Source organism: Bacillus sp. NMTD17, assembly GCF_002998735.1.
Classification (GTDB): domain Bacteria; phylum Bacillota; class Bacilli; order Bacillales; family Bacillaceae; genus Bacillus.
Genome location: NZ_PVRH01000006.1, coordinates 13389 through 35753, shown reverse-complemented (window position 1 = coordinate 35753; position 22365 = coordinate 13389). Strand labels below are relative to the sequence as shown.

Annotated in this window: 28 protein-coding genes and 1 pseudogene; 17 read left to right on the top strand and 12 right to left on the bottom strand. The window is 41.9% G+C overall.

Going from position 1 to position 22365, the window contains the following annotated elements:
* Positions 1-6: 6 nt before the first annotated feature.
* Positions 7-486 (bottom strand): MarR family transcriptional regulator, encoded by a 480-nt coding sequence (locus C6347_RS16325; RefSeq protein WP_003217817.1) that lies wholly within the window; start codon positions 484-486, stop codon positions 7-9.
* Positions 487-654: 168 nt separating this feature from the next.
* On the opposite strand from C6347_RS16325, the gene mprF reads away from it, so the two are divergent.
* The 3 genes from mprF (at position 655) to C6347_RS16310 (ending at position 4669) form a co-directional block, all read left to right on the top strand.
* Positions 655-3225 carry a bifunctional lysylphosphatidylglycerol flippase/synthetase MprF gene (gene mprF / locus C6347_RS16320; RefSeq protein ID WP_034665032.1) on the top strand — a complete coding sequence of 857 codons (2571 nt, stop codon included), beginning with the start codon at positions 655-657 and terminating at the stop codon, positions 3223-3225.
* Positions 3226-3316: 91 nt separating this feature from the next.
* Positions 3317-3865, top strand: coding sequence for a thioredoxin family protein (locus tag C6347_RS16315; RefSeq protein ID WP_034665029.1), 549 nt, complete (start codon positions 3317-3319; stop codon positions 3863-3865).
* A 336-nt stretch (positions 3866-4201) separates the two neighbouring features.
* Positions 4202-4669, top strand: a complete 468-nt coding sequence (locus C6347_RS16310; RefSeq protein ID WP_066031146.1) for a thiol-disulfide oxidoreductase DCC family protein — start codon at positions 4202-4204, stop codon at positions 4667-4669.
* Between the two features lie 36 nt (positions 4670-4705).
* Here the strand turns inward: C6347_RS16310 and C6347_RS16305 are convergent, their stop codons facing one another.
* Complete coding sequence (locus C6347_RS16305) at positions 4706-5962, bottom strand: transcriptional regulator (RefSeq protein WP_066031145.1); 1257 nt, start codon at positions 5960-5962, stop codon at positions 4706-4708.
* A gap of 273 nt (positions 5963-6235) precedes the next feature.
* Between C6347_RS16305 and C6347_RS16300 the strand changes: the two genes are divergently transcribed.
* Positions 6236-6823: a nitroreductase family protein gene (locus C6347_RS16300; RefSeq protein WP_060595825.1), complete on the top strand. Its 588-nt coding sequence runs from the start codon at positions 6236-6238 to the stop codon at positions 6821-6823.
* 39 nt (positions 6824-6862) lie between these two features.
* Here the strand turns inward: C6347_RS16300 and C6347_RS16295 are convergent, their stop codons facing one another.
* From C6347_RS16295 to C6347_RS16285, 3 genes are all read right to left on the bottom strand, one after another.
* Complete coding sequence (locus tag C6347_RS16295; RefSeq protein ID WP_034665021.1) at positions 6863-7018, bottom strand: YfhD family protein; 156 nt, start codon at positions 7016-7018, stop codon at positions 6863-6865.
* 61 nt (positions 7019-7079) lie between these two features.
* Complete coding sequence (locus C6347_RS16290) at positions 7080-7190, bottom strand: YfhE family protein (protein ID WP_017358836.1); 111 nt, start codon at positions 7188-7190, stop codon at positions 7080-7082.
* A 52-nt stretch (positions 7191-7242) separates the two neighbouring features.
* The gene (locus tag C6347_RS16285) at positions 7243-8139 is read right to left on the bottom strand and encodes a TIGR01777 family oxidoreductase (RefSeq protein WP_060595805.1); all 897 of its coding nucleotides are present in this window, start codon (positions 8137-8139) and stop codon (positions 7243-7245) included.
* A gap of 94 nt (positions 8140-8233) precedes the next feature.
* Between C6347_RS16285 and recX the strand changes: the two genes are divergently transcribed.
* Together recX and C6347_RS16275 are read left to right on the top strand one after the other, a co-directional pair.
* Positions 8234-9025: a recombination regulator RecX gene (recX, locus tag C6347_RS16280; RefSeq protein WP_060595806.1), complete on the top strand. Its 792-nt coding sequence runs from the start codon at positions 8234-8236 to the stop codon at positions 9023-9025.
* Between the two features lie 3 nt (positions 9026-9028).
* On the top strand, positions 9029-9343 hold the full coding sequence (locus C6347_RS16275; RefSeq protein ID WP_034665012.1) for a YfhH family protein: 315 nt from the start codon (positions 9029-9031) through the stop codon (positions 9341-9343).
* A gap of 165 nt (positions 9344-9508) precedes the next feature.
* On the opposite strand, the gene C6347_RS16270 is transcribed toward C6347_RS16275, so the two are convergent.
* Entirely contained in the window at positions 9509-9682 is a 174-nt protein-coding gene (locus C6347_RS16270; RefSeq protein WP_003217811.1) for a YpzG family protein, read from the bottom strand.
* A gap of 25 nt (positions 9683-9707) precedes the next feature.
* Positions 9708-9857 carry a small, acid-soluble spore protein K gene (locus tag C6347_RS16265; RefSeq protein WP_003217849.1) on the bottom strand — a complete coding sequence of 50 codons (150 nt, stop codon included), beginning with the start codon at positions 9855-9857 and terminating at the stop codon, positions 9708-9710.
* Between the two features lie 116 nt (positions 9858-9973).
* Here C6347_RS16265 and C6347_RS16260 point away from each other — a divergent pair, with 116 nt between their 5' ends.
* The 4 genes from C6347_RS16260 to C6347_RS16245 all read left to right on the top strand — a co-directional run bounded on the left by C6347_RS16260 (position 9974) and on the right by C6347_RS16245 (position 14742).
* Positions 9974-10246, top strand: a complete 273-nt coding sequence (locus tag C6347_RS16260; RefSeq protein WP_034665009.1) for a YfhJ family protein — start codon at positions 9974-9976, stop codon at positions 10244-10246.
* Between the two features lie 290 nt (positions 10247-10536).
* Complete coding sequence (locus C6347_RS16255) at positions 10537-11520, top strand: glycosyltransferase family 2 protein (RefSeq protein ID WP_034665005.1); 984 nt, start codon at positions 10537-10539, stop codon at positions 11518-11520.
* Between the two features lie 87 nt (positions 11521-11607).
* The gene (locus tag C6347_RS16250; RefSeq protein WP_106071863.1) at positions 11608-14199 is read left to right on the top strand and encodes a YfhO family protein; all 2592 of its coding nucleotides are present in this window, start codon (positions 11608-11610) and stop codon (positions 14197-14199) included.
* Positions 14200-14247: 48 nt separating this feature from the next.
* Positions 14248-14742, top strand: a complete 495-nt coding sequence (locus C6347_RS16245; protein WP_060595809.1) for a DinB family protein — start codon at positions 14248-14250, stop codon at positions 14740-14742.
* Positions 14743-14746: 4 nt separating this feature from the next.
* Here C6347_RS16245 and C6347_RS16240 read toward each other — a convergent pair whose 3' ends face one another.
* The 3 genes from C6347_RS16240 to C6347_RS16230 form a co-directional block, all read right to left on the bottom strand.
* Complete coding sequence (locus tag C6347_RS16240) at positions 14747-15169, bottom strand: regulatory YrvL family protein (protein ID WP_106071862.1); 423 nt, start codon at positions 15167-15169, stop codon at positions 14747-14749.
* Positions 15170-15236: 67 nt separating this feature from the next.
* Entirely contained in the window at positions 15237-16400 is a 1164-nt protein-coding gene (locus C6347_RS16235) for an oxalate decarboxylase family bicupin (protein WP_106037160.1), read from the bottom strand.
* A 94-nt stretch (positions 16401-16494) separates the two neighbouring features.
* Positions 16495-16659, bottom strand: a complete 165-nt coding sequence (locus C6347_RS16230) for a YvrJ family protein (protein WP_081311432.1) — start codon at positions 16657-16659, stop codon at positions 16495-16497.
* A gap of 166 nt (positions 16660-16825) precedes the next feature.
* On the opposite strand from C6347_RS16230, the gene C6347_RS16225 reads away from it, so the two are divergent.
* Together C6347_RS16225 and rsoA are read left to right on the top strand one after the other, a co-directional pair.
* Positions 16826-17428, top strand: coding sequence for a sigma-70 family RNA polymerase sigma factor (locus C6347_RS16225; RefSeq protein ID WP_066031140.1), 603 nt, complete (start codon positions 16826-16828; stop codon positions 17426-17428).
* On the top strand, positions 17376-17597 hold the full coding sequence (rsoA, locus tag C6347_RS16220) for a sigma-O factor regulator RsoA (RefSeq protein WP_034620885.1): 222 nt from the start codon (positions 17376-17378) through the stop codon (positions 17595-17597). Before C6347_RS16225 ends, rsoA begins: the two co-directional genes overlap by 53 nt.
* 27 nt (positions 17598-17624) lie before the next feature.
* Here the strand turns inward: rsoA and C6347_RS16215 are convergent, their stop codons facing one another.
* The gene (locus tag C6347_RS16215) at positions 17625-18605 is read right to left on the bottom strand and encodes a metal-dependent hydrolase (protein WP_106071861.1); all 981 of its coding nucleotides are present in this window, start codon (positions 18603-18605) and stop codon (positions 17625-17627) included.
* 191 nt (positions 18606-18796) lie between these two features.
* Here C6347_RS16215 and mutY point away from each other — a divergent pair, with 191 nt between their 5' ends.
* A complete protein-coding gene (mutY, locus tag C6347_RS16210) occupies positions 18797-19897 on the top strand; it encodes an A/G-specific adenine glycosylase (RefSeq protein ID WP_066031131.1) in 1101 nt (366 codons plus the stop codon).
* Here mutY and C6347_RS16205 read toward each other — a convergent pair.
* Positions 19884-20108, bottom strand: a complete 225-nt coding sequence (locus C6347_RS16205; protein WP_060595815.1) for a hypothetical protein — start codon at positions 20106-20108, stop codon at positions 19884-19886. The two genes, mutY and C6347_RS16205, sit on opposite strands and share 14 nt — an antisense overlap.
* Before the next feature lie 81 nt (positions 20109-20189).
* Between C6347_RS16205 and fabL the strand changes: the two genes are divergently transcribed.
* The 4 genes and pseudogenes from fabL to ntdP all read left to right on the top strand — a co-directional run bounded on the left by fabL (position 20190) and on the right by ntdP (position 22280).
* Positions 20190-20942: an enoyl-[acyl-carrier-protein] reductase FabL gene (gene fabL / locus C6347_RS16200; protein ID WP_066031130.1), complete on the top strand. Its 753-nt coding sequence runs from the start codon at positions 20190-20192 to the stop codon at positions 20940-20942.
* A gap of 75 nt (positions 20943-21017) precedes the next feature.
* A pseudogene (locus C6347_RS16195) lies at positions 21018-21167 on the top strand (gamma-type small acid-soluble spore protein); the annotation flags it as partial.
* Between the two features lie 174 nt (positions 21168-21341).
* Complete coding sequence (locus C6347_RS16190) at positions 21342-21602, top strand: YgaB family protein (RefSeq protein ID WP_034664977.1); 261 nt, start codon at positions 21342-21344, stop codon at positions 21600-21602.
* A gap of 147 nt (positions 21603-21749) precedes the next feature.
* A complete protein-coding gene (gene ntdP / locus C6347_RS16185) occupies positions 21750-22280 on the top strand; it encodes a nucleoside tri-diphosphate phosphatase (RefSeq protein WP_106071860.1) in 531 nt (176 codons plus the stop codon).
* Positions 22281-22365: the final 85 nt, after the last annotated feature.

Below are 22365 nucleotides of genomic sequence, written 5' to 3'. Positions count from 1 at the left end.
TCATGTTTAGCCGCGTTCAGGACGCAGTGCTTTTTCTAAAATAGCCAGACCTTCGTTGACTTTTTCTTTTTCCTCGTCATTGAGCCGTTGCAGGGAATTTTTGATTTTTTCGTGTCCTTTTTGATAAATGCTTCTGAAAATATTTTTCGCTTCCTCCGTTAGTTCTACCACAATGATTCTCCGGTCGCGCTCAGAGTGTTTTCGCTCGACAAAGTGAGACTGTTCTAACCGGTCAAGCAGACCTGTCATATTGGATAGAGAAGCGCCCATTTTTTCAGCGATTTCGGATACTTTGAGAGAGCCATGGTTATTGAGCAGCATGAGCACCTTCATTTGAGGCATACTCATATCGAGCTTCATCCATTCTGAAACATCTCCAAGACCTGCAGCTGTGAGTACTTTCATATAAAGCACCCATGTCTTTTTTTCCTCTGGAGATAGAATCTCTTCTTTTAATACAGTGGTGTCATGAATATTATATTCCACGCTTGTTCACTTCCTTTAAGCGGCTCTTTTCTCTATACTACTGATTTTTACTTCTAATTGAAAGGTTCGTCAAGCTTTTGAATGTTAAACTGCATGAATCAAGTGGTATTTGTTGTATAATAATGTTCAGTCTAAATAAATGAAGCAACCTAGAAAGTTGGGGAAAACATGTGGAACAAAAAAACGGGTATGACGATCTTAAAAATGCTTTTTCCGATCGTGATCATCCTTGTCTTAATTTTTGTCGCCAAGCAGGAGCTGAGCGGCCTTTCCATTAAAAAGACGTTTTATATTATTGACAGCTTGAATCGAATGGACTTGTTTATTCTTGTCTTTCTTGGACTTGTCGCAGTGTTATCGATGTCCTTATATGATTTTATTTTACGAAGAAGCCTTAATATGCCCATCAGCGGCTGGAAAACGATTCGCATTTCCTGGATTGCGAACTCCTTTAACAGTGTCCTTGGGTTCGGCGGTCTATCAGGAGCAGGGCTTAGAACGCTTCTATACAAGGAGTACATAACCGATACGAAAAAACTGCTGAAAGGCATTGCCCTTTTGACTTCCTCGGTCCTTTTGGGCTTATCTATTTTCAGTGATCTGATCTTGGTGAGGGTGCTTCCTGTTGAAAGTATTATCAGCCAAGAGCCGTGGCTATGGGCCTTTGTTATCATCTTTGCCTGTATTGTACCGATATATATCATCATGGCATCAATTCGAAAAAGCTCGATTGAGAGCGGTGAAAATGGACTGAAGCATCCAATTTACGCTTATATCGGTGCATCGTTTTTAGAATGGCTGGCAGCTGGTCTTGTCATGTACATGGCTGTCGTCTCTATGGGGATGAATGTCGATGTCCGGATTGTATTAGGCGTATTTGCGATTGCGTCAATCGGCGGTTTAATCAGTATGGTTCCGGGCGGATTTGGTTCGTTTGATCTCATCTTTTTACTCAGCATGCAGTACATTGGGTTTGATAAAGAGATGGTGCTGACGGCGCTCGTTTTGTACCGCTTCGTGTACTCGATTTTCCCGTTTATCCTTGGGCTTTGTCTAGCTGCTTACGATTTAACGGGAACGACGCTTAGACGTCTTGAAGGCAATCCGAGAATGGCACCTGCCATAGAAACAACGAACGTCTTAATTGTGTTGCACCGTGCTTTATTAATCCGTTTATTGTACGGATCATTATCAATTTTAACCTTCGGAAGCGGCTTGCTCATCATGGCGTCTGTTGTGCTTCCTGTCGATCGATTAGGCGTGATTACCAGCATTCCACGCTTTCTGTTATCAGGATTTAATGGTCTTTCTCTAATGTTCGGAATCATTCTGATGATATTGTCCATTGAAGTGTATAAACGAACAAAAAGATCGTACGTGCTGACGATGATCGCCCTAGCAGGCGGCTTTGTGTTTACTTTGTTAAAAGGATTTAACCTGAGTCTCATCTTTATTCTGCCAGTCATCATGGCTGTATTTTTCTCTCTTCGAAATCAATTTGTGAAGCAGCAGGCCCCTTATTCGTTGTATCAGTTTGTGGCGGCCGCCGCTGGATATTTACTCGTGCTGTTTAACTATAATGTCATCGGCAACTTTATTTGGACAAAAATTGGGCATTTCTTGAGTAAGGATTACCTGGTGCATAATGAACGGCATATCACGATGACGAGCATGATTGCTCTCATCGGTGTACCACTTTTCTTTTTCATTAGTAAATTGATTTTTAATAAAAAAGCATTTCCTATTGGAGAAATAGCAGATGAGGAAAAATTAAAAACGTTTTTAGAGGAAAAGGGCGGAAATGCCCTCAGTCATCTTGGCTTTTTAGGCGATAAAAAATTATTTTTCTCAAGTGATGGAGAGGCGATGCTTCAATTTGGACGAATTGGCCGCTGCGTCATTGTGCTCGGAGATCCCTCTGGACGTAAAGCGTCCTATCCACTTGTGCTTGAGGAGTTTTTACAGCAGACCGAAAAAGCAGGCTATCGTGTCGCTTTTTATCAAGTAGAACGGGAAGGGATGGCGCTTTATCATGACTTAGGCTTTCATTTCTTTAAGCTTGGAGAAGAAGCCATGGTCGATTTAGAAACGTTCTCTCTCTCCGGTAAGAAAAAATCAAATTTACGGGCTGTGGCCAATAAGTTTGAACGAGAAGGCTATACGTTTGAAATGCTGGAACCGCCTTTTTCAGATGAGTTCATTTCAACCTTAAAACAGATTTCTGACAGCTGGCTCGGAAAGAAAAAAGAAAAAGGATTTTCGCTCGGCTATTTTCAAGAAGATTATCTTCAAAAAGCACCGGTTGCGATTCTGAAGGATGAACAAGGGGAGATCATTTCTTTTGTGTCACTAATGCCGATGTATCAAGAAGGGGAGATTTCCATCGACTTAATGCGTCATATGCATGATGCACCGAACGGGATGATGGATGCGCTGTTTATCCACCTTTTTCAATGGGCGAAAGAAAAAGGCTACAAATCCTTTAACATGGGAATGGCGCCTTTATCAAATGTAGGGACGTTTCATCAGTCCTTCCTCACGGAGCGTTTGGCGAGTGTCATTTTCAACAACGTCAGATTTATGTACAGCTTCAGTGGATTAAGGTCGTTTAAACAGAAATATAAACCCGAGTGGCGCGGAAAATATTTAGCGTATAAAAAGAATACATCATTACCTGTCACAATGGTGCTTGTCACCAAGCTGATTGGGATGGACCCAAATCGCAACCGGCGTCCATAGATCCAAAACCTTTACCTTTCACTAGGTGAAGGTTTTTTTAGACAAAAGAATAGCAAAAGTGGTAAAGTTGAAGGGTAAGGGGGATGTAAATATGACATTAAATGAATGGTTTACAAAGGGATTAACTGAACGTACATATGTACACAACATGGAGAAAAACCGAGAAAATCTGCTCACGGTGTACAATCAGTACGCAATTCATCAAAAAGAAAAAGAGCTGCTTCAAAAGCTGCAAAAGAAAAAGCTCAGAGCGCTTGTCATCACAGCGGATTGGTGCGGGGATGCGATGGTCAATGTACCAATTTTCATGCGTATCGCGAGTGAAGCACTCATTGATGCGCGCTATTTCATTCGGGACGAGCATCTAGACCTGATGGATCAGTATTTAACGAACGGGACCGCAAGATCGATTCCGATTATCGTGATCATTGATCAGGACGGGAATGAAGTAGGAAAATGGGGGCCACGCTCAACAGAAGCACAGCGCTTTGTTGATGAGAAAAAACCAGACAAGGATGCACCTGATTTTGAAGAAGCTTTTCAAGTATTTGCGAAAGAAGCCGCACATCACTATACGACAGATCGTTACTTATGGAAAGATATTGAGAAAGAAATAGTAGAAGTTTTGGAAAAAATATAAACCAAAAGACTACTTCGCCGCAACGGGAAGTAGTCTTTTTTTATCTTGTTTTTGCGTCTCACCTACAAAACACCGCATAAAGATGTAGAAAAACCGCAGAATTCTACAAAAAACCGCAGAAAACCGCAAAGCATCACGATTTTCCCAACCATTTTTAGTTGAAAAACCTCATATGTGCCATGAAAACCTCAATTTTGCCCTTATCTAAAGGCTCATATAACGCACGTTGGTTTGCTTTTTCCCAATACAAGAGGCCCAGCAACTATAGTAATCTAGTTGTAATCTCCTTTGAACGAACTAAAAAACAAATGACGGAAAAGGGCTGGCGATCAATCTATGAAAAAAATCATTTATCTCGATCAAGAAAAAAAGAAGCTCGCTGAATCGAAAAAAAGAGAACAGCGTTCCATCAAATCACTTAGGCTGCTTGTGTTTTATGACGGGCAAAGTCCTTCATGTGCAAAAGCGATTGACTTGTTGAAAGCTCTCGATTGGAAGAACCGTATTCATTTTGAATCCTTTAGGCATTCGCAACTGCTCAAGCTGAACAAAATAAGTGAAGAGAAGGCAGAAAAACGAATCGTGTCTATTTCCTTAGCCAAAAACCAAAAAAATTCGGGGATCTATACGTGGCTGCGAATTGCCTGCAATATCCCTGCATTATGGGGAACGGTCCCATTCATCGTGCTCAGCATTTGGTTAGGCTTTGGACAGCATGCGTATGATTATTTTGCGAGAAAACGGTACATTCATTCTGTCAAACAAGTCACTCGTCCTGGTACAGATCAACAGAAGACCATTTAATGAATTGGAAAAGCATGACCTTCGATCGGCAGAAGGTCATGCTTTTTTGTAATAGGGAACATATGATGCTAAGTGATCAAGCAGCGTTCTCGTATAGGACATATATGCACGTTCGTCAAGCTCAGAAGCCGCATAGGAAAGCAAGGTTCTAAGAGCAAACAAGTACTCACTGTGCAGCTCATTTTGTTTAAAGTAAGGAAGGGCTGCTTCGATCAAATAGGTTTTCAAATCAAGAGGGTTTTCCTCAATCATCAATTTATAGATTTTGATCATATATAAACAATTTGGCTGAATACGAGGTTGTTTTAAGAGCTCGTGTATGTAGGGAAGTGCCTTTTTGCGGTCGTATTCAGCATATAATGTCGCAATTTCATACAATGTTTCACAGTAACGGTCTTCTATCTGTTCTTGATTAAAGTAATTGAGTGAATCTAGTAAATAAGGCACAGCTGAAGAGAAATCGCCTTCACGTTTTAAGAGCACCCCATAATAAAAATAAGCCGTCATTTTAATATAGGCATCAGGATAAAGGGACGTGTGCATAATCACTTCTTTTAAATATTTCTTCGCCGTTTGAAAGGCTTTTAGTTCCAGTGAGATCACGCCATGAATGAGTGTACAGTGAATAATCCGCTTGAAATTGTTCTTTTGTCTATATAAATCCATCGCTTGATGTGTCGCTTCAAGCGCATCACCAAGATGTCCCATATTTCCGAGTGCTTTTGCATAGTGATAATATAGGTCACTTTGTTCAACAGACGCGTAAGAAAAGCAGCTCTCAAGTTTTTTTAAGCCTTCTTCAAGCTGACCATTTTTTATTAGATGAATGCCATCTAAATATTCGAAAATTTCTTTTTCTGTTTCAATAAAGGTTTTTTCAAACTTTTTAAGCACGCGGTGTGTTTTTAAGGCAAGCGGCTGTTTGTCCGTTAATAAATAAAATTGAAATAAGGACAGATGATACTGAATGCCTAAATCCAGCGAAAAGAACTGTTCCTCGTGCTGAATGATCATTTCTGCATTTTGTTCTGCCTGATCGAGTGCATAGAAATACATATTCATTTGAAACTCGTCCAAGAGTGACAGCAGGTGACGCGCCTTTTGTGACAGCGTTTCTTGACTGATGCCCAGCCGTTCAAGCAGTAAATTGATGGTATCTTGATTGGCCTCCTTTGAGCCATTTTCGATTTTACTTAAATGAGAGACAGAACAAATTCCTTCTGCCAATTCAGATTGGGTCATATTTTGTTTATAACGGTAGAGCTTGATGATTTGCCCGATATTGATTTTCATTCCATCCAGAAGCCTCCCTTCCAATCATGGGTTGAAAGCCTTTTGACAAAATAACCGAATCAGACAAAATGGGAATACCTGAAACCATTTCATCATCCTGGTTTTTTTATCAAAATTTGTTTAAAACGTAATATGATTGTAACATTACTTGAAAAAGTCAAACAACTTTTTAGCAGACAGGAAGGGAAACACCATTTGCAAATTACCCTAAATGATGTTTATAATGTGAATGAGAATCAATTTCAATTAAGATTGATTGAAAGGATGACAGATATGCCAGAAATCAAACAACAAACAGAAGCGTTAACGATTCGAGACGCTGTCAGATATAGACGATCCATTCGAAAATTCAAAGAGACGCCGGTGACCATTGAGCAGCTTCAGCCGTTATTAGAGGATGCAGTCTATGCACCGAACCATAAAATCACGGAGCCATGGCGCTTTCTATATGCGGTGACGGATGAGGCCAAAGCAACTTTTGTTGATCGCTTCATTGCGTTCTTTCAGCGCAACAACCCAGATGCAAAGGAAGAAAAGATCAATCAATATAGAGATTACTTTTCTAAGGTCCCAGCGCTTTTACTTGTCGTGCTAAAAGAAGACGAGAACCCTGTGGTGAGAAATGATGATTTTGCCGCCGTGAGTGCGCTTATTCAAAACTTCCAGCTGCTTGCGTGGGATCAAGGGATCGGTATGGTCTGGAAGAGCGGCCGCATTTTATATGACAAAGGCTTTCAACAAGACATGGGCTTAAAGGAAAACGAGCGTTTTGCTGCGATCCTTCACATTGGTTATCCAGAAGAGGTGCCTGAGGTAAAATCACGTCAGAAAGCATCAAGTCTTTTAACTGAAATTCAATAAAAGAAAAGCAGACCGCTACTAAAGGGTCTGCTTTTTTACTTATTGTTTTTTGGCGCGCTGGTCGGCTGCTTTCATACGTGCCATTGCTTTTACGTCATTCGGATCTGCAAGTTCTTTGGAAAATTCAACATATTCGCCATCCGTCTCTTGTGCTGCAAGCTCATGATTGGATTTTTGGTGTTGGTCTTTTTTCAAAGCCTTTCCCTCCTTTACAAGATCACTTTAGTTATGTGCTTGTTGGAGTGGAATATCCATCTTATTTGTTTCTTTTTTCTGCTGCTCTTTCCGCTTTTTTGAATTCCTGCTGATACAGGACTTCCTGGGTTTTCTTCAGCTTTGAAGTTGGCTGGTGTTCTTTTTTCTTCATCAAAATTGCCCCCTCATCTCATTTCTAATAGGATGGGTGTTTTTGACAAAATTTATTCCTCTGAATGCAAAATGGTTTCTTTTAATTCAGGATGCAAAAAGTCATAAGAAGAAAGCAATGCCTTTTTCGGCAGCGCACGCTGGCCTTCTAAAACAAGTAATGACATTTCGCCAAGTGCCGTTTGAATGACAAAGGATGGGACCTTCAGCCAGTGGGGGCGGTGAAGGGCAGACGCAATCGTTTGTCCGAGCTGCTTCATTTGCACAGGATTCGGTGATGTGACATTGAGTGGACCTGAGATGTCGTCATGGTGTATCGCATAAGCAATAAGGTGTGCCACATCTTCGACATGAACCCATGAAACCCATTGCGAACCAGAGCCGATCGTCCCGCCGGCAAACAGCTTATATGGCAGAGTCATCAGTGGCAGTGTACCATTTTCTCCTAACACGACACCAAAGCGTGTGTAGACGGTACGAATGCCAAGTGCTTCAATCTTTTGCCCCTCAGCTTCCCAACGCTTTGAGGTATGGCTTAAGAAATCAGTATCCGCAGGAGGTGATTCCTCCGTAAAATCTCCTGTTTGAGACGTGCCATAAATTCCGACAGCACTAGCTTGAATGAGCACAGATGGTTTCGATTCCTGCGCTTCTATAATGCGTCTCACTTCTTGTGTGGATTGAATACGGCTAGAGAGGATGCCTTCTTTTGCCTTGTCTGTCCAGCGGGTGAAAATGGATTTTCCAGCAAGGTTAATCCAGACATCAATGGCAGGCAGTTCATGCTCAGGCGCAGCACCTTCTGTCAGCCACTGCACATAGTGTAAATGATTTTGTTCGGATTCCTTTGGATTTCTTGTTAAAATATATAGATGATGTCCTTCAGCAGCGAGCACTTTTGTGACGTGCTGGCCGATAAAACCGGTTCCTCCGGTGATGGCGATATTCAATTGACATCTCTCCTCTCATATACATACCTATACCTTTCACGATTTTGAATCAGAAGAAACATCCTGACTGTATTAAAAAAGGAGTGATCACAGGATGCCCTATATTACAAAAATCTCCGCTCAGAAAAACAATACAGAGCGGGTGAACATCTTTCTTGATGAAAAGTACGCCTTTAGCGTTGATCTAGATGTGCTCGTCCAGCACGACTTAAAAAAAGGGAAAGAGCTGGACGAAGCAGATATCATTGAAATTCAATTCGGTGATGCTGTGAAAAAAGGATTTCAGCAGGCCGTCGATTATTTATCCTACCGAATGAGATCGGTGAAAGAAGTGACCGATTATTTGACGAAAAAAGAAATTCCAGCGCCTGCTATTAGTGAAATTATACACAAATTAAAGCATTACAAGTATGTAAATGATCTTGAATTTGCGGAAGCCTATGTAAGCACCCACCGTAAAACGAACAGCAAAGGGCCGTCCGTCCTGAAAAAAGAGTTAAAGCTTAAAGGGATAGACGATGACACCATTGAACAAGCGCTATCGCAATATCCTGATGACTTACAGCTGGAGGAAGCCGTCAATCAGGTTCTCAAGCTTGTGAGAAAAGAAAAGAATCGTTCTGCAAAAGAGATCGAGCAGCGCATCAAGCTTCAGCTTCAGCGAAAGGGATTTTCGTTTGCGATCATTGATAAAGCCCTTCAAGAAGCCTATGATGGACAAGAAGAGGAAAAGGAAGAAGAAGCCCTCCTCTATATGCTGGAGAAGGCAAAACGCAAGGTAGGATATGACGGATCATTTGAAAAGAAGATGAAAGTGAAGCAGTTTTTATTCAGAAAAGGCTTTGATCTCGATACAATTGATCACGTTTTAGACAAAGGGGAATGACAGATGGAAAAACGTTATAGTGAGATGACGGAATACGAATTGAAGCAGGAAATTGCCTCTCTTTCTGAAAAAGCACGAAAGGCTGAGCAGCTTGGCATTGTCAATGAATATGCCGTCTTAGAACGGAAAATCGATATGGCCAAAGCCTACTTATTAGATCCCGCCCTCATTCAAACCAAAACGACTTATCAAATCAAAGATACAGACGAGCAATTTTACGTGGAATATTTAAATGGCGTATTTGCGTGGGGATACAGAGTATCGGCTCCAAATAAGGAAGATGCCCTGCCGATTTCAATGCTTACGCAAAAGGACTGATCCGGCGTGTAGGCAAACCCTCGCATTCGGTGTCAGGTCTGCGCGCCGGTGCTCACGAATGTCAAATTCGCTCCGCTCCGGTGCTCGCCCTTCCTAGGGCTGCAAAGGTTTTCTATCACGCTGAAAAGAAGACAAAGGACTGATCCTAGAGATCAGTCCTTTTCTTTACTTCGAACGCTGTTTACGGACGTTGTTCTGAAGTACGATGTCGTGCTGCGTTTGCTGCGTTTCTCCGTTGACCTGAGAGGCAGAATGCTTTGCATTCGCCCATGGTTGAGGGTAAGCGGTTGTCCTTAATTGAACAAAGTCTTCCATATACGATTTCCCATTTGAACTCATATCTCAAGCACTCCCTTTGGAAAAATTAGCGTTTCCCTGATGCCCTCATACGTTCCTGTGGACGTGTATTCGTCTCACCATTCGGCCTTTTAGACGCATAAGCATCTGTGGCGCCTGGTTCGCCTTCAAATTTGTGATTCACTTGATTTGGAAAGCCTTTTGCTTTATTACGCATATCGATTCCCTCCAAACAATACAAATCATTTGCGTCTTTTGAAGACGTAAGGGTAGTATATGAAAAAAGAGGTTTTTTTAAAAAGGCACTTTCTGCTAGATGAAGGAGGAACCGACATGGAACAATACTTTGAGCGACTAACAGAACAACTCATGGAAAAAAACAATATGCTGACATATGAAGAAGCACGTACATGGGTAGAGCTGCTTTGGAGTGATTTTGAAACGACCTATGCAAAGGCTGGCCGCAAGTATAAAGGACAGGAAACAACAGAACGGATTGTCCAAGAATGGATTGAGAGCTACGGTGCACAGCTGCATTTATTTCAAAATAAACAATCAAAGGCAAACGAGCATCTGCAAGGGCAGAACAAAGGGCTGCTTCATTAAAAGAAGTGCCCGCTCATCTTTTTCAATAAATAGGAAAATATATAAATAAGCAAACAATTTTATGATACAATACCCAGTCTGTGATCGAAATTACAGGCTTTTTACAATGGTTAAACTTAAAATTACATTAAATTCATCTTACTGAAAATCACTGGAAATAAAACTTTGATATAATGGAACGATTAAAGAGACATGTAATTTATGGATAATAAAAAAGGGTTTCGTTTTCTGACAAAAAAGGAATAATGAACATAACAGACTATGTGAAAAAAGTGAAGAGAAGGTGCGATATGGAACGAGAATTGCTCTCTGTTATAATTCCTTCTTACAATGAAGGTGAAAACATCAGACGAATCTTTGAGGCACTCGAGGAAGAGTTTCGCGATTTTCATTATAACTTTGAAATCATCTTTGTGAATGATGGAAGCAAGGACAACACACTTCAATACATGAGAGAGCTCTCTCGCAAAAGTGCAAAGGTCAAATACATTTCCTTCTCGCGTAACTTTGGGAAGGAAGCCGCTATTCTGGCAGGACTTGAATATGCGAAGGGAGTAGCTGCGATCATCATGGACGCCGACCTGCAGCACCCAACGTATTTGATTCAGGATTTTGTCAGAGGGTATGAAGAAGGCTATCATCAAGTCATTGCCAAACGAAACCGTAAAGGAGACAGCAAGCTCCGCTCTTACTTAGCATCCATGTACTATAAAGTGATGAACAAGGTAGTAGAAGTGGACTTGCGTGATGGCGTCGGGGATTTCCGTTTAATTTCACGCCAAGCAATCGATGCATTGCTTCAGCTGAAAGAGGGAAATCGTTTTTCAAAAGGGCTTTTTTGCTGGATTGGGTTTGAAGAAAAGGTCATCTATTATGAAAATGTAGAAAGACAGCATGGTGATACAAAATGGTCACTGAAGAAGTTATTTAACTATGGCATAGATGGCGTCATTTCTTTTAACAACCGCCCGCTGCGTATTTGTTTTTATACTGGCATACTGATCTTATTCCTCTCTTTGATTTACATCGTGGCCACCTTTATTCAAATTGTCAGAACGGGCGTGATGGTACCGGGTTATTTCACTTTAATATCGGCTGTGCTTTTCCTCGGAGGTGTCCAGCTTTTGAGTCTAGGTGTGATTGGAGAATATATTGGCCGTATTTATTATGAAACGAAAAAGAGGCCGCATTATTTGATCCAAGAATCAAATGTCATGCAGCAAGAGACAAGTTCAAAGGAACAAGACCGAGTGTTAACACAGTTATTTAAATAACGTGGAGTCAAATAACCGGCAAGCACGAATCGCTTGCTGGGTTGTTTTGTTTCAAAGAACAGTGGATCTTTTGTGGAAAGGATTTAGATGATGAAACGTAGATGGATAATCATTGGAATGTGCCTCATTCTTGCTTTATTAGGACACTCCTTTTTCTTATATGAATATACGCAAGGCCGGTACATGACAGGAGATGGGGACGGTATCTCGCAAATGCTCCCATTTAAAAAGCTGCTTTACGACGAATATGTCAAAGGGAATTTCTTTTATTCCTATCAATTCGGTCTAGGCGGCGGTACATACACGCAATTAGGGTATTATTTCACAACGTCGACGGTCTTTATGGTGACAGTCGCTGTCGTCTGGCTGATGAATACGCTTCATTTCATACAGTCAACGGACATTCATTTCTGGGCACATGCTGTGATTTGGCTGAGCGTGATCAAGCTGACGCTCATTCTAATCATCGCTTACCGTGTGCTTCTTTCAATGGTTCAAAATAGACTAAGTGCATTGACAGGTGCCGCAATTTACGGACTGTCTATTGTGTATTTTCGGCATCAAACATTTTGGGAGTTTTTTACCGACAGCATGATGTGGCTTCCGCTGCTTGTGCTTGGGGTTGAACGGATATTCAAAACGGGTAAGCCGGCTTGGTTTATTTTGGCGTGCAGCCTGATGCTCATCAACAACTTTTACTTTGCTTATATTCATTTTATCTTTTTAGCGATCTATCTTGTTTTCAGATATATGATCAAGCTGCGAAGTGAGGAGCGCGGGTGGAAGGTGTTCTGGACGCTTGCGATCTCTACGCTGTTATCCTTTGGGATCAGTGCCGCTTTTTTTATCCCGTCTGTTTATGGCTTTCTCAATAATGTAAGACCACCGTATGAACAGGCCATTCCTTGGTTCGAGCTGCATGATCATCTGCTGTTTGGAAGCAGGGTGTATTTATTACCCGTGATTTTTCTGATTTGTCTGTTCCTCGTTCCGCTTTACCGAAACAGATGGTTTTTCATGTTCACATCCATCAGTATCCTGCTCATTGCTTTTCACTTTAGCCCAAAGATGGCGAGCGTGTTTAATGGTTTTTCAGCACCGCAGTACAGGTTTGAATATATTCTTGCCTTTACAGTTGGAGCGGTCGTTGCCATCACGATCAAGCATTTCTCACAAATCGAGTGGAAGTGGAAAAAGCGTGCGGTCTTAGGCGCCTGGATCGTGTTCCTTCTCGCAGTCGCTCTTTCAGAACGAGCAAAGGGAAACATGGATGTCGTTGTGTATACAGGCATAGGACTGCTTGTCATCAGCTTGTTCTTCCTATGGATGCATGCGGAAAAACGTCAGCACCTTCGTCTCTTTTCAGCTGTACTTATTGCCATTAGCTTACTGACAGCAGGCGTGTATCAGCAGGGCTACTTATCTGAAAGAAGCAATATAAAGAGCGTATCAGATACGTATCTGAATAGTGAGGCATATGCTGGACATGAGCAAATGAAGCTCATTCAGCAGATTCAAAGCCACTCAAAAGATCCGCTTGCCCGGATTGATTGGATGAACGGCGTGCGCAACAACACCCCGTTATTTGAAGGCTTTCAAGGCATGAGTGCGTATTCAAGTATATTGAATCAGCATTTGCTCAATTTCTACTGGAATGACCTGCAAATCGATATGGGAAGGGAAAGTGTCAGCCGTTATGCAACAATGGGGGACAGGGCGAATTTATACAGCCTGACCTACGGAAAGTATTATATGAGAAACAACATGATGCCTTACTCACCGCCAGCTTATTTTAAGCCAATTTTGAAAAGTGAGCATTATGAGGTATATGAAAATACTCGGTCACTGCCATTTGCAAGAACAACAAGCACCATTTATTCAGAACAATCCTTAAAGAATGCCTCAGCACTTGATAAAGAGCATGCGATGCTGCAAGGCGTCATTTTAGACAAGAAAGGCAACGCTGAAATCGAGCGCGCAGCAAATCGCGTCAAAGATACGAATATCCATACGGAACAAGCTGTATACGAACACGGTGTGCTTGATGTATACGGGGAAATGGGCGGTCTGAATATCACACTGCCAGATGACATCGCTCGCGCTGGGGATGTGTATGTGAGCTTTTATGTGAAGCGGACCGACCGTAACGCAGGGTTTCAGTTATCCGTTGACGACTACGTCACCTCACGAAAAAGCAATACATCCATCTACAAAACAGGCGTAAATGAAGTGACGATTCGAGTCCCTGCGGAAAAGATCCTCTCCATTCGAGTACCAAAAGGGAGATATGAGCTCAATCAAATGAAGCTGTATCAAGAACCTTACCGCGTCCTAGAAAAAGCATATGAAAAAGAAAAACAGGATGATGGCAGCCAAAAAGTAAAGCTTAAAAATAACCGCTTTACGATTTCATATGATAACAAGCTCGGCGATAATTATATGATTCTGCCTGTTCCATATGAAAAAGGCTGGGAGCTCACGGTGAACGGACACCAAACCGATATTGAAAAAGCCAACTACACTTTTATTGGTTTTCCAATAGAAAAAGGAAAAAACGAGATTGTGCTAACCTACTATCCGCCTTATATTAGAATTCTTGCGTTGATTTCACTCGTCAGTTTGATTGGTGCGATCCTATATGCACGGAGAAAACACAAGAAACACCACTTTTCATCATAAGTGGTGTTTTTTTATCTTTCTCAAAATTGATACAATCAACATAAAAGCATGAGAATGGGGGAAAACCATTTGACGTTAAACAAAGAATCCATTACTGATCATTATGAACACACCCTTGAATGGGTACAGTCACTAGCGGAAATAACAGACGAAGAATGGCGCAGAGCCATTGCTGATGGAAAGTGGAGCATTGCTGAGATCATCGCACATTTCGTTCTATGGGATGAATTTATTTTACACGATCGTCTAAAGGAATTTTGGAACAATCAAGCGTTACCGCAGGCACCTGATGTGCATGAAATGAATCGACAGTCAGCCGAAAGGGCGAGACACGAAGAGAGAAGCGAGACGATTGGACGATTTATTGCTGTCAGAACAGAATTGCTTCAAGAAATGAAGAAAATCGAAGCATCTCGCTGGAATACATCCTTTTTGATCGGTCAATCCGAGCTGACGTTATCAAGTTATTTTCAAGGACTGATTGATCACGACATCCATCATATGAAGCAGATCAAAGAAGCGCTCTCTCCAGAAAGACGATAGAGAGTCACGAAGCTTCTTTCTCAAACGGAAACGTCGCATAATCAAACAAAAAATGAAACAACCAAAGACTCATGGCAAAGAGAATTTCCTCAGAAGTAGACAGCCAAATGCCGTCAACCAATTCGTCTGATAAATAAACAGCACCCCAAATAAACAAAAGGTGAAATATAATGGCATAGAAAACGATGGATCGTTTTCTAGACCGGCACTTTCGAACAAACTGCATGAGCACGTGCTCCAGATGTTCAAAAGAGATCCCGAGTACAACATAGATGCCCATAAACAGTAGTAGCGATAAAATTGATTGATAAAAAGCACCCGTCAAATGAAAGAACAGCACACAAAACAACAAAAATATGTAACAGACAACCGATATCGCCATCAGCCACTTCACCCCTTGCCATAAAGCGTGAACAAATTGCTGCATGGATAAACAACACTCCTTTACATGAAGATACCTGCAAAAAGGACAGCCTTTTTGCAGGAAGGTGGAATTAATCCTCTTTTTTAGGTGCAGCGATGACAGGGTGTTTTTCAGTATCAAGCAGTTTCAAGAATTCTTCACCTTGATCTAAATGATCAAGAACAAGCTGTTTCGGTGTGACCGCAAGCCACTGATTGAGTGAAATGTCTGCATAATGGTCGCTCTTAAAGATTTCTAAGAAATAAAGCGGTTCGTCGCCTGTATTCTCTACATAATGCCCCATTGCAAATGGCACATATCCAACGTCTCCCGCCTGATAGTTGAAGGTTCTCGCATGTCCATCAGAAGCAAATACGGTCATTCGTGCCTTTCCAGAAATGAAATATTGCCATTCATCCGTATTTGGATGCCAGTGCAGCTCACGAATGGCGCCTGGATCGACTTTCACAAGAGCAGAGGCAATTGTTTTAGATGCTTTAAAATTGGTAGAATCCGCAATCCACACTTGTCCACCGCTTGACGTAATCGGCTCTTGTTTTAACAGCTCATATTTAAAGGAATTCGGGACCTCTCCTTGCTCTGTTTTCACCTTGTCACACTCAAGGGAACCAGGAATTCCTTTTTGGAAAATATACTTTTCTTTCTCTGGCAGCTTGTCAAACTGCTCCTTTGTCATACCGAAGTTCTTGAGCACGACTTCCTCTGGCGTATGGGCAAGCCAATCCGTTACTTGGAACGTACTATTTTCTGAGAATGACCCATCATCAAACACAAGCAAGAATTCAGCTCCCGGCTCAAGTGCTTGAATAGAGTGCGGCAAGCCAGAAGGGAAGTACCACAAATCACCCTCAGTCACATCCTCTGTAAAATTGCGCCCCTCTGCATCAACCGATGTAATCCGAGCTTCCCCATAAATCATGTACGCCCATTCCGCTTCCTTATGCCAGTGCAGTTCACGAATCGCACCAGGCTTTAGCCGCATATTAACAGAGGCAAGACTTTTAGAGATCGGCAGTTCACGTACCGTTACCTCGCGGGCGTAGCCGCCTTTTTCTAAACGATTGTGTGTATCAGAAAAAGAATATTTCATGTTGGAGACCGTTCCATGATCGGTTTCAGGCGGCGTGAGCATATCTGGATTTTGTCTGTCCCGCTCGAGATTACGTGGAATTTTGACCGTTGCTCCTTTTTCTCCTCGAATCGGCTGCGGTACACCATTTTGCTTTTCACTCATGATAAAATCCCCTTTCAACATCGTATTGTGTGAGGTGACAAAAGGCCTTTCATTTCGCCCTCGTTTTCATAAGGTGAAACGAATCAAGAAGATGTCAATCTGATTCATCATTTTTTTGAACAGCGACCAATCGTTGGATGAGCTTGCTTAATTCATCAAACTTTCGTTCAAAGCGTGTCAGCAAGTAAATCGTCAAAATGGCAGGGAAGCCAGCCTGACCGAGCTGCTTCAGCCACTCCTCCGAAAAAAAGTTCTCCATTTGTCTCACCTCCCAGCGGATGCTCGTCTTCTATATAGGTGGTCTGAAAGAAGAAAAAGGAAAGCAGAGGAGGAGAAAATGAACCATTAGACCCGTTTCATAAAGTTTACTTTTTTTAACTTTTGTCCACTTAATGCAAGTAGAGGGAACAAAGGGGAGGATGCACATGGATTATCGGCTGTTATTGAAAGCAAAATGGAAGGAAATCATTGATCACCCGCTCATTCAGCAGTTTTTAAGCAACCCGAAAAACGAGCAGCTGCTCAAACAAGTCATGGAAGAGCCAAACGAGGAAAATGCCAAAAAGCTAGATTCCGAGTTCAAACAGTTCTATCAGAAAATCCGCATCATCAAGTATATCTCCACAATGATACGCATCTTTTCAGTCGACTTTGACAAACGAGTGAAAAAGAAGCAGCAGCGTTTTCCGCTCATACTCGATCATCCTGATACTCAAGAAGTGAAAGACCCTGTCCAAACAGATACGTATGAAGCCGTGCTCTTCAACCAGCAAGACTTAGGAGAGCATCTGCAAGATCAAACATTGTACAAGGCCTACCAGCAGCTGACAGACAAACAAAAAATGGTCTTAACCCAAATCTATGTCGAAGGCCAAACGATGAAGGAAATAGCCGACCGGCTAGGCGAAACGAGACAAAATATCTCAAACATACACAAAAAAGCGCTCAACAAACTAAAAGAAGAAACAGGGGGAGATGTCCGTGAACGAAGAAAAAATGACCAATGGGGAAATGGAAGAACTCATTGAAACCTTCACACCCATGATCAAAAAGAAACTACAAAACACGGCATATCAAGAAAGAGAAGACCTCGAACAAGAACTCTATATCAAACTCATCGAAAAAGTAGACTGGCTGATTTACCAAGAGGGACCTGGCTTTTGGGAGTTTATTGTGGAATATATGACGAAGTTGTAAGATAGTTAAACACAAAAAAAGACTCGCTCACACAGAGCCGAGTCTTAATTTTTTTTGCAGTTTTTCTTCACTGAAAATCCAGCCGGTATAGGAATTTTTGATTTGGTGGTCCATGTCGATATGGCAGATCGCGACAAAAGGGTAGTGACCTTTGCTGCGGTAGCGCAAATCAATGAACCGTACCTCGTAATGATCCTTGTATTTATCCACTTCCCACCGGTAGACAGGGGAGAAGGAGAGAAAGGCTGAGATGTTTTCGTCTTGTTTGGCAATTTTCATAATCTCTGTATCAGGGACCGGCACACGGTTAAAGGTGTCTAAAATGACGATTTCCCCATTCATGCTGCGCCCAACATGGAAAGAAGATTTACATTTCACGGCAATGCGCCATTGTCTGAACTTCATTGTAGGCGAAATAATAATCTCTTCAATTTCATCGAATTGTGCACGCAGCTGATGTTTAATCTGAAGCTGCATGATCACCCTGACGATATAGTAACAGAAAATCACGGCGTACAGCGTAATGAACGTATAGCCGGGATGTCCGCCAATGGCCCAAACGACAATGGCGACAAGGTGTGTAAAAAAGATGAAAGGATCAAACGTGTTAATGATCCCAAGCGCTACCCATTTCTTTGAAAATGGACGAATGGCCTGCGTGCCGTATGCATTGAATATATCCACAAACACATGGAGCACAACGGCTAATAGTGTCCATAACCAAAGGTGAAGTAAATCTGCCCCCGGCACAAATGGGAAAATCACAGCCGGAATCAGCAATGACCAAAACAGTACAGCAGGAATGGAATGTGTAAATCCTCGGTGATTTCTTATATAAACCGCATTATTTTTTAGTTTTAGCACAGTATCAATGTCTGGTGCTTGGGAGCCGGCAATGGTCGCGAGCATCACGGCATGTGCCATGTGTGGATCTGCGCTGACGGCTGGATCTAAAAGCGCAAGTCCCCCAAGAGAAATGCCCATTACTACATGAGTACCAGTATCCAATTGATTACCTCCTAGTTGTCATGCTTAGGAACAATCATACAAAGTATACGTCTTCTTTCAAGACTATGTGCAAAATCACTTTTGCTTTGTTCTGATTTAATGTAACATGTTAACGTATCTACAAACAGTATACAACAAATAAGGTTCTTTTCAGAACGTTAGCCCTCGGTTCAATGAGAAGGAGTATAGATATGAAAGACATTCAAGAAAAGCTGGACCGCAAAGATATTGCGGGATTTCAGCATGATTTAATTGATTGGTATGAAAAAGAACAACGGACACTGCCATGGCGTGAAAATCAAGATCCATACCGCGTCTGGGTATCAGAAGTGATGCTTCAGCAAACGAGAGTGGATACGGTCATTCCGTACTTCAACCGGTTTATGGAGCAATTCCCGACGGTGAAAGATCTTGCTTTAGCTGATGAAGAAAAGGTCATGAAAGCATGGGAAGGTCTTGGCTACTACTCAAGAGTGCGTAATTTACAGGCAGCTGTGAAAGAAGTATATGAATCCTACGGGGGCGTTGTCCCTGATTCGAAAGAGCAGTTTTCAAAGCTTAAAGGTGTAGGTCCGTATACGAGCGGTGCAGTGCTGAGTATCGCCTATAACAAGCCGTACCCTGCGGTAGACGGCAACGTCATGAGGGTCATTTCCCGTATTTTGTCTGTATGGGATGATATAGCAAAACCAAAAACGAGAAATATTTTCGAGTTTGCGGTCGATCAGCTCATTTCCCGGGAAAAGCCGTCAGAATTCAATCAAGGGCTGATGGAGCTAGGTGCGCTCATTTGCACCCCAACATCCCCTGCATGCCTCATTTGCCCTGTGAACATGCATTGCTCGGCACTCGAGGAGGGCGTTCAGCATGAGCTCCCAGTGAAAAGCAAAAAGAAAAAGCCGACTGCAAAATCAATGGCAGCAGCGGTGTTATTTGATGATGCAGGCAACCTATATATTCATAAGAGGCAAAGTACAGGTCTTCTTGCGAATTTATGGGAATTCCCTAACATGGAAACCATGAAGGGAAGAAAAACGGAAAAAGAGCAGCTGGTTAATTTCTTAAAAGAGGAGGCGGGTGTACAAGCGGAGCTTGGTGATTTAGAAGGCACCATTCAGCACGTATTTACCCACCTCATCTGGAATATTTCTGTTTTCTTTGGACGAGTTACCTCTGTATCTGATGACACGATGCTGAAAAAAGTCACAACAGAGGAATTTGAGGCATATGCTTTGCCAGTCTCACACCAAAAAATCTGGAAGATGGCACTTGAAGAGCCTAGTCGTATTTAACCGTTGTACCATGAGTATAATCGGCTTCATTTCTGTGCAGACCCCCGCGGTCTTCAATTTCAGAAATGATTTCTCGATACTTAGATTGCCCTTCTTCGTTCAAATAAGGTAAAATTTGTTGGAAAGCATGATGAAAGAAAGCAAGCTCAGTATCTTTCCATTGATCCTTGGACATCATGCCAAGCTGGCTTAAATCGCGTCCGACATACATGAATGTAACCTCCTAATAGGAATTTTCCTATTAGTGTGAAGCGAATGAACGAAAACTATTCAAATCAGGAGATGAACCATAATGAGTCAACGTAAATGTGCATTAATTACAGGCAGCAGCAGAGGAGTAGGGAAAGAAGTAGCCCTTCGCCTGGCTGAAAAAGGATATGACATTGTCATTAACTATGCGAGAAGCAAAAAAGCCGCACTTGAAACAGCGGAAGAAATTGAAGCGATGGGCGTCAAAACATTGGTCGTGAAAGCCAATGTAGGCCAGCCTGAGAAAATCAAAGACATGTTTCAGCAAATCGACGAAACCTTTGGCCGTTTAGATGTATTTGTCAACAATGCGGCGTCTGGCGTTCAGCGCCCAATCATGGACCTTGAAGAAAATCATTGGGACTGGACGATGAATATCAATGCGAAGGCTTTGTTATTCTGCGGACAAGAAGCGGCGAAATTAATGGAGAAAAATGGCGGCGGACATATCGTCAGCATTAGCTCACTAGGCTCCATCCGCTACCTTAAAAATTACACAGTGGTCGGCGTATCAAAAGCGGCACTAGAAGCTTTAACGCGTTACCTATCCGTTGAGCTGTCACAAAAAAATATTGTCGTGAACGCAGTATCAGGCGGTGCGATCGATACAGATGCACTAAAACATTTCCCGAACCGGGAAGAACTTTTAGAAGATGCGAAGAAAAATACACCTGCTGGCCGAATGGTAGAAATTAAAGACATGGTCGACAGCGTGGAGTTCCTTGTATCAGGCAAGGCAGACATGATTAGAGGACAGACCATTATTGTGGATGGCGGACGTTCTTTGCTAGTTTAAAAAAATCATGAATAGGATGTACACCTTCTGCACAAATTAATGTGCGTGGAGGTGATAATGATGGATCAACAACAAAACAAAACAAACGCACAACAAGTGAAGAAACAAAACCAAGCTTCTGCACAAGGCGGTCAATTTGGTACTGAATTTGCTAGCGAGACTGACGTACAGCAAGTAAAAAAATACAACCAAAAAGCTGAGCAAAACAAACAACAAAACAGCTAATCACTGAAACAGAGGAAAGCACTTCATATACGAATGAAGTGCTTTTCTTTTTGCCCCTCACCACCATCCGACAAAACCTGTAAAACCTCTACATAAACAGTCAAAGGATTTCTTCCTTCTTTCAAGAAATGGTATACAGACAAAAAGTGGATTCGATGAAAAGGGAGGAGTTAGATGTCTGATTTTGATCAGCTTGTAAAAGAACAAATGCAGCTCATGGATCAGCTGCTCGATGTCCAGGGAGAACTCGATCTATGCTTAGAAACAGAAAAACAATTGCTGCAGGATGAAAAAAAAGAAGAGTGGACCAGGCTTCATGATCAAATCAAACAGAAACGGGAGGAACTGCAAAAAGTCCAAACCTTATTTACAAAACAGACTGAAGAGGTCATCAATTCATACAAGCAGATGGAAAAGAGTTCAACCGTGATGTAAGACAGTGTGCCGTTCAATTGGGTTGAATGGCTTTTTCATTTCATTTTTTAATGATGTAACGGTATAATATAATAGAGACATGTTTAGTTGGGAAATTAGGTCTTTGGACTGTTAGGTTTGTTTGTTATAGAAAGTAGGGGAGAAAATATGGGCTATCCCAAGGAAGGAGAAACCATCCAAATTCAAAGCTATAAACACAATGGCTTGATCCACAGGATTTGGAATGAAACCACCATTCTGAAAGCAACGGAATTGTGTATCATTGGTGCAAACGACCGTACAATGGTGACTGAATCCGACGGCCGTACTTGGATGACGAGAGAACCGGCTATTTGCTATTTCCATGCAAAACAATGGTTTAATGTAATTGGGATGCTTAGAGATGATGGGGTATATTATTACTGCAACATCAGCTCTCCTTTTGCGACAGATGATGAGGCAATTAAGTATATTGATTACGATTTAGATGTCAAAGTCTTTCCAGACATGACGTACAATATTTTGGATGAGGATGAATATGTAGATCATAAGAGGCAGATGAATTATCCAAAGGAAATCGATAGTATCTTAAGAGAGCATCTGAATACATTATTGCATTGGATTCACCAGCGGAAAGGTCCGTTTGCTCCTGAATTTGTGGATATGTGGTATGAACGTTTTTTACATTATACAAAATAAGCAAGAGCAGCAAAAACCTGTTTGGCTTTTTAGGCTAACAGGTTTTTGACTGCGTACGGATAAGAGGCACTGATAGATTGGGAAG

Coding starts and splice junctions, on each gene's coding strand:
- C6347_RS16290 (WP_017358836.1), bottom strand. CDS start 7,190: ATGAAGAAAAAAGAACACCAGCCAACTTCAAAGCTGAAGAAAACCCAG.
- C6347_RS16300 (WP_060595825.1), top strand. CDS start 6,236: ATGCCAGAAATCAAACAACAAACAGAAGCGTTAACGATTCGAGACGCT.
- C6347_RS16315 (WP_034665029.1), top strand. CDS start 3,317: ATGACATTAAATGAATGGTTTACAAAGGGATTAACTGAACGTACATAT.
- recX (WP_060595806.1), top strand. CDS start 8,234: ATGCCCTATATTACAAAAATCTCCGCTCAGAAAAACAATACAGAGCGG.
- C6347_RS16230 (WP_081311432.1), bottom strand. CDS start 16,659: ATGGAGAACTTTTTTTCGGAGGAGTGGCTGAAGCAGCTCGGTCAGGCT.
- fabL (WP_066031130.1), top strand. CDS start 20,190: ATGAGTCAACGTAAATGTGCATTAATTACAGGCAGCAGCAGAGGAGTA.
- rsoA (WP_034620885.1), top strand. CDS start 17,376: ATGTCCGTGAACGAAGAAAAAATGACCAATGGGGAAATGGAAGAACTC.
- C6347_RS16255 (WP_034665005.1), top strand. CDS start 10,537: ATGGAACGAGAATTGCTCTCTGTTATAATTCCTTCTTACAATGAAGGT.
- C6347_RS16190 (WP_034664977.1), top strand. CDS start 21,342: ATGTCTGATTTTGATCAGCTTGTAAAAGAACAAATGCAGCTCATGGAT.
- C6347_RS16305 (WP_066031145.1), bottom strand. CDS start 5,962: ATGAAAATCAATATCGGGCAAATCATCAAGCTCTACCGTTATAAACAA.
- C6347_RS16225 (WP_066031140.1), top strand. CDS start 16,826: ATGGATTATCGGCTGTTATTGAAAGCAAAATGGAAGGAAATCATTGAT.
- C6347_RS16275 (WP_034665012.1), top strand. CDS start 9,029: ATGGAAAAACGTTATAGTGAGATGACGGAATACGAATTGAAGCAGGAA.
- C6347_RS16310 (WP_066031146.1), top strand. CDS start 4,202: ATGAAAAAAATCATTTATCTCGATCAAGAAAAAAAGAAGCTCGCTGAA.
- C6347_RS16250 (WP_106071863.1), top strand. CDS start 11,608: ATGATGAAACGTAGATGGATAATCATTGGAATGTGCCTCATTCTTGCT.
- C6347_RS16245 (WP_060595809.1), top strand. CDS start 14,248: ATGAGAATGGGGGAAAACCATTTGACGTTAAACAAAGAATCCATTACT.
- C6347_RS16265 (WP_003217849.1), bottom strand. CDS start 9,857: ATGCGTAATAAAGCAAAAGGCTTTCCAAATCAAGTGAATCACAAATTT.
- mutY (WP_066031131.1), top strand. CDS start 18,797: ATGAAAGACATTCAAGAAAAGCTGGACCGCAAAGATATTGCGGGATTT.
- C6347_RS16235 (WP_106037160.1), bottom strand. CDS start 16,400: ATGAGTGAAAAGCAAAATGGTGTACCGCAGCCGATTCGAGGAGAAAAA.
- mprF (WP_034665032.1), top strand. CDS start 655: ATGTGGAACAAAAAAACGGGTATGACGATCTTAAAAATGCTTTTTCCG.
- ntdP (WP_106071860.1), top strand. CDS start 21,750: ATGGGCTATCCCAAGGAAGGAGAAACCATCCAAATTCAAAGCTATAAA.
- C6347_RS16260 (WP_034665009.1), top strand. CDS start 9,974: ATGGAACAATACTTTGAGCGACTAACAGAACAACTCATGGAAAAAAAC.
- C6347_RS16205 (WP_060595815.1), bottom strand. CDS start 20,108: ATGTATGTCGGACGCGATTTAAGCCAGCTTGGCATGATGTCCAAGGAT.
- C6347_RS16240 (WP_106071862.1), bottom strand. CDS start 15,169: ATGCAGCAATTTGTTCACGCTTTATGGCAAGGGGTGAAGTGGCTGATG.
- C6347_RS16270 (WP_003217811.1), bottom strand. CDS start 9,682: ATGAGTTCAAATGGGAAATCGTATATGGAAGACTTTGTTCAATTAAGG.